Source organism: Microcoleus sp. D3_18a_C4, from assembly GCF_036702415.1.
Classification (GTDB): domain Bacteria; phylum Cyanobacteriota; class Cyanobacteriia; order Cyanobacteriales; family Microcoleaceae; genus Microcoleus.
In genome coordinates this window covers 61,874-70,382 of sequence record NZ_JAUBTI010000013.1, presented here as the reverse complement: position 1 = coordinate 70,382, position 8,509 = coordinate 61,874, and the positions used below count along the sequence as shown (strand labels likewise).

At 48.2% G+C, this 8,509-nt stretch carries 9 protein-coding genes; 6 read left to right on the top strand and 3 right to left on the bottom strand.

What is annotated here, in order from left to right; all coding sequences use genetic code 11:
- Together QUB16_RS09450 and QUB16_RS09445 are read left to right on the top strand one after the other, a co-directional pair.
- A partial coding sequence (locus tag QUB16_RS09450) for a hypothetical protein (RefSeq protein WP_333315714.1) occupies window positions 1-208 on the top strand: 208 nt, incomplete at its 5' end.
- Between the two features lie 106 nt (window positions 209-314).
- Window positions 315-470: a hypothetical protein gene (locus QUB16_RS09445; protein ID WP_333147342.1), complete on the top strand. Its 156-nt coding sequence runs from the start codon at window positions 315-317 to the stop codon at window positions 468-470.
- On the opposite strand, the gene QUB16_RS09440 is transcribed toward QUB16_RS09445, so the two are convergent.
- Both QUB16_RS09440 and QUB16_RS09435 read right to left on the bottom strand, forming a co-directional pair.
- Window positions 455-1,225 (bottom strand): ABC transporter permease, encoded by a 771-nt coding sequence (locus QUB16_RS09440; protein ID WP_333315713.1) that lies wholly within the window; start codon window positions 1,223-1,225, stop codon window positions 455-457. The genes QUB16_RS09445 and QUB16_RS09440 overlap by 16 nt on opposite strands.
- Window positions 1,226-1,239: 14 nt before the next feature.
- Window positions 1,240-2,067 carry an ABC transporter ATP-binding protein gene (locus QUB16_RS09435; RefSeq protein ID WP_333147347.1) on the bottom strand — a complete coding sequence of 276 codons (828 nt, stop codon included), beginning with the start codon at window positions 2,065-2,067 and terminating at the stop codon, window positions 1,240-1,242.
- Between the two features lie 383 nt (window positions 2,068-2,450).
- On the opposite strand from QUB16_RS09435, the gene QUB16_RS09430 reads away from it, so the two are divergent.
- Both QUB16_RS09430 and QUB16_RS09425 read left to right on the top strand, forming a co-directional pair.
- On the top strand, window positions 2,451-3,575 hold the full coding sequence (locus QUB16_RS09430; RefSeq protein ID WP_333315712.1) for an ABC transporter substrate-binding protein: 1,125 nt from the start codon (window positions 2,451-2,453) through the stop codon (window positions 3,573-3,575).
- 441 nt (window positions 3,576-4,016) lie between these two features.
- Window positions 4,017-6,059, top strand: coding sequence for an iron uptake porin (locus QUB16_RS09425; protein ID WP_333315711.1), 2,043 nt, complete (start codon window positions 4,017-4,019; stop codon window positions 6,057-6,059).
- 228 nt (window positions 6,060-6,287) lie between these two features.
- Here QUB16_RS09425 and QUB16_RS09420 read toward each other — a convergent pair whose 3' ends face one another.
- Window positions 6,288-6,485 (bottom strand): hypothetical protein, encoded by a 198-nt coding sequence (locus QUB16_RS09420; RefSeq protein WP_333315710.1) that lies wholly within the window; start codon window positions 6,483-6,485, stop codon window positions 6,288-6,290.
- 81 nt (window positions 6,486-6,566) lie between these two features.
- Here QUB16_RS09420 and QUB16_RS09415 point away from each other — a divergent pair, with 81 nt between their 5' ends.
- Together QUB16_RS09415 and puuE are read left to right on the top strand one after the other, a co-directional pair.
- Window positions 6,567-7,295 (top strand): GntR family transcriptional regulator, encoded by a 729-nt coding sequence (locus QUB16_RS09415; protein WP_333315709.1) that lies wholly within the window; start codon window positions 6,567-6,569, stop codon window positions 7,293-7,295.
- Between the two features lie 234 nt (window positions 7,296-7,529).
- Window positions 7,530-8,435 carry an allantoinase PuuE gene (gene puuE, locus QUB16_RS09410; RefSeq protein ID WP_333315708.1) on the top strand — a complete coding sequence of 302 codons (906 nt, stop codon included), beginning with the start codon at window positions 7,530-7,532 and terminating at the stop codon, window positions 8,433-8,435.
- Window positions 8,436-8,509: the final 74 nt, after the last annotated feature.

The following is an 8,509-nucleotide window of genomic DNA, read 5'->3' as shown; positions in this document are numbered from 1 at the left end:
GGAACAGGCATCTTGCCTGTTGCTGTGGAACAGGCATCTTGCCTGTTGCTGTGGAACAGGCATCTTGCCTGTTGCTGTGGAACAGGCATCTTGCCTGTTGCTGACTGGCGGGCAGGATGCCCACCCCACAAGAAAATTCAATCTTTGCCCCATGCCTAAGTCAATATCACCCGATCGGGGGATACTTCCCGCCGAAAAAGTTCTATAATAGTATCATAAGGCACAGAAAAAGATTCGGACATACCAAATAAAGCTGGTATGGTGACAGGTTTCCATGTGCCTCCCAGAAAAACAACAATCTTGGAGGCAAAGTTATGACATTCTTCAATCGCCAACTAACCAAAAAATCCCCCGCGCCAGTACCTGTAGAAGACATCAAACAGCCTGGGCACGAAGAACCTTTAGGCCACTTGCACCCCAATTTCCGGCAGTGGGTTTGGTTGAATCCATCCCATCAGCGCGCCCAGTAAATCAGGTATTTCTCAGCAGCAGCAAACAAGCTGTAAAGTACGGTTCCCATCACAGCCAAAACCATCAATCCTGCAAAACCTAAAGGCACGTCAAAGTTAGAACTCGCGGTGACAATTAAGTAGCCGAGGCCTTTGTTGGATGCTACTGTTTCCGAAATTACAGCGCCGACAAAGGCGAGGGAAATTGCTACTTTTAGGGATGCAAAAACGTAGGGTAAGGTGTGGGGGAACCCGACTTTTTGGAAGATTTCGATTTGCGATGCACCGAGCGATCGCATCACATCTTTCATCTCGGGTTCAACTGTATCCAATCCCAAAGCTACGTTAACTGCGATCGGGAAAAATGCCAGCAAAAAAGCAGTCAGAATTGCCGGCACCGTACCGATGCCAAACCACAGCGCAAACAGCGGCACTAATGCGACTTTCGGTACAGTATTGAACCCAACTAATAGCGGGTACAGAACTACATAGGCAATCCGCGAATACCCGATCAGAAACCCCAGCACTATGCCAGCTACAATGGCTATGCAAAAACCCGCTAAAGTTGTAAACAAAGTTTGTCCCGAGTTTTCGATCAGTGCTTTGCTTTGAGTTAAAGTGGCGGCGAGAATTGCAGAAGGTGCGGGCAAGTTGTAAGGGGGAATTTTTAAGAGCAATACCAGAATTTCCCACAGCACGAACAGCAAGATTGTAGCAGCAATTGGCATCACAATGCTTGCTGTTTTTGAGCGAGCAAATTTCTCTAACTTATCCATTGCTTTCTCGTTTTTTAATTGCGGTGAATGTGGCGGCGCAGTTCTGCTACGATGTGGTTGAAGTCATCCGACAGGATCATATCTAGATTAGTGGGACGCGGCAGGTTAACTTTGACTTTATAGACGATAGAACTCGGGCGCGGGCCCATTACATAAACAGTATCCGATAAGAAAACTGCCTCGCGCAAATCGTGAGTGATCAGGATGCAAACGCACTTCACCCGCATCCACAACTCTTGCAGCATCACCCACATTTCCTCGCGGGTGAAAGCATCTAACGCCCCAAAAGGTTCGTCTAACAGCAGTATTTCCGGCTGGTGAATCAAGCCCCGACACAGGGAAGCCCTCTGCCGCATTCCTCCCGATAATTGCCAGGGAAACTGTTTTTGAAAGTCTTGCAATCCGACGGTAGCTAACAATTCTTGGGCTTGGCGCACGAACTTTTCGCGCCGCTGAGGATCTTTAAATTCCCGCTTGTAAGGCTGCACTACTTCCAGCGGTAAAAGTACGTTGTCGAGGGTATTTCGCCAAGGCAAAAGCACGGGATTTTGAAAGGCAATGCCGACATTTTTAAGCGGTTTGGCAATCTTTTTGTCGCGAATCCGAATTTCGCCGATCGGCGCTGGAGACAGCCCGGAAACCATCCTCAAAATCGAAGTTTTACCGCAGCCGCTGGGCCCCACAAAGGACACAAATTCTCCTTGGGCGATCGACAGCGAAATTTCGTCAATAATTCGCCTCGGTTGGCCGTCAACTCGATACTCTAAACCCACTCGATCGAATTCCAACAGAGTCGGTTCTTGCGTTTCGATCGCATTTGTTAGCATTTTAGGCTGTACCACAGTTAGTCTAACTCCTTTCTTTAGTATAAACTTCGCCGTATCCTGTATACACAAATGGTTTCCAAATTTATATATCTATTTATTCTTGATATTTGGAAATTTTGCTGTATCCGAAAATACAAACTTTTGGACGAGCGATCGGGTAAGCGAGCGCAACATTACAGTTAGGGCAAATATCAACTTGTCTATTTGATTGTGGTTTGACAAAAAACTAAAAACTGTGTTTCTGTATACAGTCAGCCAATTAATTTGAGCATACCGTATACAAGAAACCCGATCGCTGCTTAACTTTGAGGCAAAATTCGCAGAGATGGGCGAGATCCTTTGGTGCGCTCGATCGGTTTTTGGTTTGGTTTGTTGTCCAAATAGCAAGGTTTTTTTTCATGAAAAATACGTGGTTAGGACGATCGCTATCCCTAATGCCGATCGCAGCGCTACTAATTCTGAGTAGCTGCCAATCCCAGCAGCCGAATGCCGCAACTACCCCTGCATCAGGGGGAGCAACTGCAACAGCAACAGCCGCCGACACCGCACAGAAACGCACCATCAAAGTCAATCCATCTTGGCTGCTGCAAGGCGACAACGCACCGCTGACAATGGCGATCGACAAAGGCTATTTCCCCGCCGAAGGATTGGATGTCAAAATCGAGCGGGGCTACGGTTCCTCTGATACAATTACTAAAGTAGCAGCAGGCCAATTCGAGATTGGATTTGGCGATATTTACTCGATGATGGAGTTCAACGCCAAAAATCCCAACGATCCAGTAGTAGCAGTTGCAGTACCTTACAATCGATCGGCATTTTCAATTGTCACCCTCAAGTCGAGCAACATAGCAGATCCGAAAGGATTAGCCGGCAAAAAGCTAGGAGCTCCCGCAGGAGATGCACCGCGCAAATTGTGGCCGGTATTCGCCCAAAAAACCGGAGTGCAAGCCGATTCGGTAGAGTGGATTACAATGGAACCGAAGCTGCGCGAAACATTATTAATTAAAGGCGATGTGGATGCAGTGAGCGGTTTTGCGACAACCATCATCCCTGCATTAGAAAAAGCAGGCAAAAAGCCGGAAGATATGAATGTATTTTACTACACTGAGAACGGCTTAGATTTGTACGGAAATGCGATCGTGGTTAAAAAAGCCTTTTTAGACCAGAATCCCGAAGTAGTAAAAGGATTTTTGAGAGCGTATTTTAAAGGACTCCAAGATACCTTAAAAGATCCGACAGCCGGATTGGAATCGGTGGTAAAAGCTGGAGACAGCTTGATGGACAAAAATGCGGAAAAGCGGCGCCTGCAAATTGCTTTAGAAAGGCTGTACATCACTCCCGAAGTTGAAAAAGTTGGCTTGGGCGGAGTCGATCCAGCTCGTCTGGAAGCGACAGCAAAACAAGTAGCAGAAGTCTTACAGATTGAAGCTCCCCCAGTTAATAAGATAGTTGATGAGAGCTTTTTGCCTCCGAAAGAAGAGCGGGCTTTACCTCCTGCCGCCGATCGCAAACCGCTGACTTAAAAGAGCGAATACAGCGTATTCCAGGTTGATGAAATGTAGGGACTTAGGCTCAGCTCATTGGTGACAAGTTAACCCTAAAACCCTTGCTCAATCTCGTTTTTACCCAGTCCAGATCCCCCTAAATCCCCCTTCTTAAGGGGGACTTTAAAACTCTTGCTCCCCCCTTAAGAAGGGGGGCTGGGGGGGATCTTAGAGTTTGAAAACACGCCCTAGAGGGGATCTAGATTTAATAGTCAAACAGCAGTCTCTGACTGGGTTTGACGTTAAGTTGACACGAAGAAGGGATCTTGAAGTGTCCCTACAGAGAGCTAACGATGTGGGGTTTACTTCATAAATGTCGTATCTGATGTATTTTGCCGTTGTCCGAGATTGTTCGGTTAAAACCGCTCCTTGTCAAACAAAGTCCGCCTGCATGGACTAAAAAATTACGGTGTGAGGATAATGTCTAAATTTTTGTTTTTCCAAATTGTGCTGACAGCAACGCCAGCCTTTTTTTGTATTAATCTGCTGCATTCTCCTGGAATTTATGCGGCGGAAACTTCCGTTTCAGAAACCGAGGAAGCAACAGCCCCGACAGCAGAATTACCTGTAGCAGAATTGCCTGTCGCACCAATTGACACACAGATAAATTCTGCGGAAAAACCAGAAACAACCGCTGATATCGAAGTCGAAAAAGTGGCGCAAGCTGAGAATATTTCCGTCGCGACCGACAGCGAACAAATTGCCGAAATTCCTCAAAATAGCGAAATAAAGCAGACAGAAACAGCAGCCCAAGCATCCAGCGAATCGAACGAATTAGCCGAGTCAATTCAAACGCCGGAAAATCCGGCAACTATCGCCGACATCCAACAAACAGACAGCCTGGAAATAAACGATGCTGCCGAAATAGAGCAAGTCACCTCAGTTTCCCAACTCAGCGATGTCAAGCCTACAGATTGGGCATTTCAAGCACTGCAATCCTTAGTTGAGCGCTACGGCTGCATAGCAGGATATCCCGACGGCACCTATCGCGGAAATCGAGCCATGACACGCTACGAATTCGCCGCCGGTTTGAATGCGTGTCTCGATAAAGTTGCGGAGTTGGTAACAGCAGGAACCTCGAATTTAGTCAAAAAAGAAGATTTACAAAAACTCCAAAAACTGCAAGAAGAATTTGCGGCAGAACTAGCAACGCTGCGCGGTAGAATCGATGTATTAGAAGCCCGCACGGCGGAGCTAGAATCGAATCAATTTTCGACCACAACGAAACTGAATGCTACGGTTTGGTTCAACCTGACATCAGCATTTCCCACAGGCGATATCACCGCAGAACGCAGCCGCACCGCCCCAAACAGCCCCTTTGCTCCCCCAACTCGCGATGCCAACAACCGACCGACTCGCGTTGAGCGGGGGCAACCAGAAACTACTTTTAGCTCCTACGCTTTCTTGACGCTTAATACTTCGTTTACAGGCAAAGATTCGCTGGTGACTCAGTTAGTTGTCGGCAACGGCAACTCACCCGCAAACGAACTGGTATCGGCGGGTTTTTACAACACTTGGGGAACGCCGTTTTTAGATCAAACTGGCGTACCCACGGCTAATACTGTGGGAATTCGCGAGATGTCTTACACGTTTCCGGTGGGAGATAAAGTGCAAGTTTCCATCGGGCCGCGATTGAATTATTATCGGTATTTTGACGGCAATCGCTTCACGTTCTTTCTGAGGGGAGCCACGAGTTTTAACTCGAACGGAAGTACGCTGTTAAATGCAGTCGATCGCGGATCGGGCGCTGCTGTCACTTGGCAAGTTGCCAAACCGCTCAGGTTTACGGCTGCTTATATGGCTGAAAATACCGAATTTTTGAATCCTGCGGTATTCAATACGGCTAGCAATCCCAGCGATGGTTTGTTCAACAGTACAAACACGATGACAGCGCAGTTGGAATACGCCCCCAGCAACTCTTTCAATCTGCGGCTGCTTTACGCGCGATCGAGCCTCAAACCTTATAACGGATTCATCGGCGGCGCAGTGGGCGAACCGCTGCCTTACGGCTATGCAGATGACGGTTTCGGGGGCAGAGTTAGAGACTCCGGCGCCGATACTTTTGTGGTCAATTTTGATTGGTTGCTGAGCCGGAATTTCGGTTTGTTCGGGCGCTATTCCTACGGACAACTTGAGGTAAATCCGGTAAATCGCGATCGCTCTGGCGGAGATATTAAGGTACAGTCTTTGCAAGTCGGCATGGGATTTCCCGATTTGGGAAAAAAGGGGGCGCTGGGCGTGCTTTCATTTGTGATTCCCCACGATTACATATCGGGCCGCAGATTTTTGCTCTCCGGCGGGGGAAATGGAGGAACTCAGTACGAGGTAGAGGGTTCGTACTACTACCCGCTTACTAATAATATTGCGATCGTCCCGGCATTTTATGCTATCTTTAATGCCAACAACTTTGATGGCAACCCGACTGTATTTGTGGGAAATCTCCGCACTCAGTTTAGCTTTTAACCAAGGGGTGGGGGCGGGTTTATTTAGATTGTCTGCGCCATTTAAAACTGTAGGTGAACCCGCCCCTACAGGATTGACGATCGTGGTGTTATTGGGTAAATCTTAACCGAAATATTGCACCATTCCCATGACCTGTAGGGGCGGGTTCACCAATAGCCTTAAATAGTACAAACAGGTAAAATAAACCCGCCCCCACCCCACAAATAGCCCTCTATTAACATTACTCATTTAAAACGGAATGTCTTCTATCAGGCTCTTGTTTAAACCCCTGCCGTACTGCGTCCAAGCGCGTGGTTGTTGACACCTGCGGCCAAAGCCGCGCGTCCCCAAAAATATCACCTGCAATCTATACCTACCTGCTACATCAGCGTCAATGTGCTGTATCATTAATAATGAGTCAGCCAAAACCTCCTGATTATCTAACATAAAAATCTGAGAGATAAGGCTGAATCAACAATTTTTAACAATAGTAAACTAACTCTACTTTTAACTAAAGGATAACTGATTTTGGCTTTGTCATTTCGCGCGATTCGCCGCACTCAATCCCTCCACGAACAAACTTACCAAGCTCTCCGAACTGCTATCCTGTCGGGGGAATTAGCAGGCGGAGAACGCTTGATCGAAACTCAACTTGCTCAAATGCTAAACGTCAGCCGAACTCCGGTGAGAGAAGCTTTGTGCCAACTGCAGCGAGAGAATTTAGTGACGGCAGATCCGCATCACGGATTGCGCGTCGCTACGCTGTCGATCGCCGATGCGGAGGATCTTTACGATTGCCGCATTGCTTTGGAACAATTATCGGCCGCCGGGGCGAGTCAAAATGCGACACCGACTCAATTAAAACAACTAGAATCGATCGTCACTCAAGCAGAAAATAACACGCCCGCGCGCTCGGGCGAACTGACAAACTATCAATTGCTGTACGCAGATTACCAATTTCACCGCTTGCTAGCGCAAAGTTCCGCTAATTCTTGGTTGGTAACTCTGTTAGATCAGGTGTTTGACAAAATGATCTTAGTGCGGCTGCGCACAATGGAATACAATCCGGGAGTATTGGAAATCCGCAGCGAACACCGCCGCATTTATCAAGCTGTAATCGAACAAAATGCAGCCGCCGCAGAGCGAGCAATTAAAGAACATTTAATCGCCAGCAAAGCGCGGGTAATTAAAGAAATTCAGGAAATAGAACAGGAACGCGGCAAGATAGATACAGCATCTGCCAGGTTTATGAAGTAGGGACACGGCAGTACCGTGTCCCTACGGCGGGGAGAGATCGATCTGGGTGTTCTTCATAAACGTGGAATCTGCTATAAGTTAAAATAAGTGCGATCGTACAATTAAAAAAAATCACCTTTCCCGATCGCCACAGCAAAAACGTCAATTATTGCATTTTCCCTCTTCCTGATTCCCGATCTCCGTTACATCCGTTAAATCCGTCGAGCGAATCCGTTGCCGAACTTCCTTCTACTTATGCCAGCAAATTATCCGCGAGAATTAATCGGTTACGGGCAAAATCCCCCCGATCCTAAATGGCCAAATCGATCGCGCGTAGCCGTACAATTTGTAATTAATTACGAAGAAGGCGGAGAAACCTGCATCCTGCACGGAGATGCGTCTTCCGAAACATTTCTCTCAGAAATTGTCGGGGCCGTCCCCCTATCGGGACTGCGCCACATGAACATGGAATCCTGTTACGAATACGGCAGTAGAGCCGGTTTTTGGCGGCTGCACCGGATGTTTGTTTCCAGGGGAATACCGGTCACAGTGTACGGGGTAGCGATGGCCTTAGAAAGGCATCCAGAAGCAGTAGCAGCGATGTTAGAAGCGGATTGGGAAATTGCCAGCCACGGCTACCGCTGGATCGATTATAAGTATTTTGGAGAAGAAGCGGAACGGGAGCACTTGCAAAGGGCGATCGACATTCACACGCAAGTTACCGGCAGCCGTCCCCTCGGCTGGTATACCGGGCGCACGAGCCCCCATACTCGCAAGCTAGTAGTGGAGGAAGGCGGCTTTCTCTACGATGCCGACAGCTACGCGGATGATTTGCCTTACTGGGTGTACGAGTGCAACAGGCCCCACTTGGTAATTCCCTATACCCTCGACAACAACGATATGAGGTTTGCCACAAGTCAGGGGTTTAATTCCGGCGATCAGTTTTTTGCTTACCTGCGGGATGCCTTCGACTTACTCTACTCCGAGGGCGAGACAGCGCCCAAGATGATGAGTGTGGGGCTGCACTGCCGTTTGGCGGGGAGGCCCGGGCGGGCGGCGGCTTTGGGGCGTTTTTTGGATTACGTGCAGCAGCACGAAAACGTGTGGCTGTGCCGCCGCATCGATATTGCCCGACACTGGCACGAATATCACAAGCCGTAGCATTTTCAAGAACAGGCTTTCCGGCCTGTTCCACAAGAAATGAATTTTTTTGTGGGGTGGGCGTCTCGCCCGCC

Bases quoted from the DNA above. Each gene is read 5' to 3' on its own strand.
- QUB16_RS09445 (WP_333147342.1), top strand. From the start codon at position 315: ATGACATTCTTCAATCGCCAACTAACCAAAAAATCCCCCGCGCCAGTA.
- QUB16_RS09440 (WP_333315713.1), bottom strand. From the start codon at position 1,225: ATGGATAAGTTAGAGAAATTTGCTCGCTCAAAAACAGCAAGCATTGTG.
- QUB16_RS09430 (WP_333315712.1), top strand. From the start codon at position 2,451: ATGAAAAATACGTGGTTAGGACGATCGCTATCCCTAATGCCGATCGCA.
- QUB16_RS09425 (WP_333315711.1), top strand. From the start codon at position 4,017: ATGTCTAAATTTTTGTTTTTCCAAATTGTGCTGACAGCAACGCCAGCC.
- QUB16_RS09420 (WP_333315710.1), bottom strand. From the start codon at position 6,485: ATGTTAGATAATCAGGAGGTTTTGGCTGACTCATTATTAATGATACAG.
- puuE (WP_333315708.1), top strand. From the start codon at position 7,530: ATGCCAGCAAATTATCCGCGAGAATTAATCGGTTACGGGCAAAATCCC.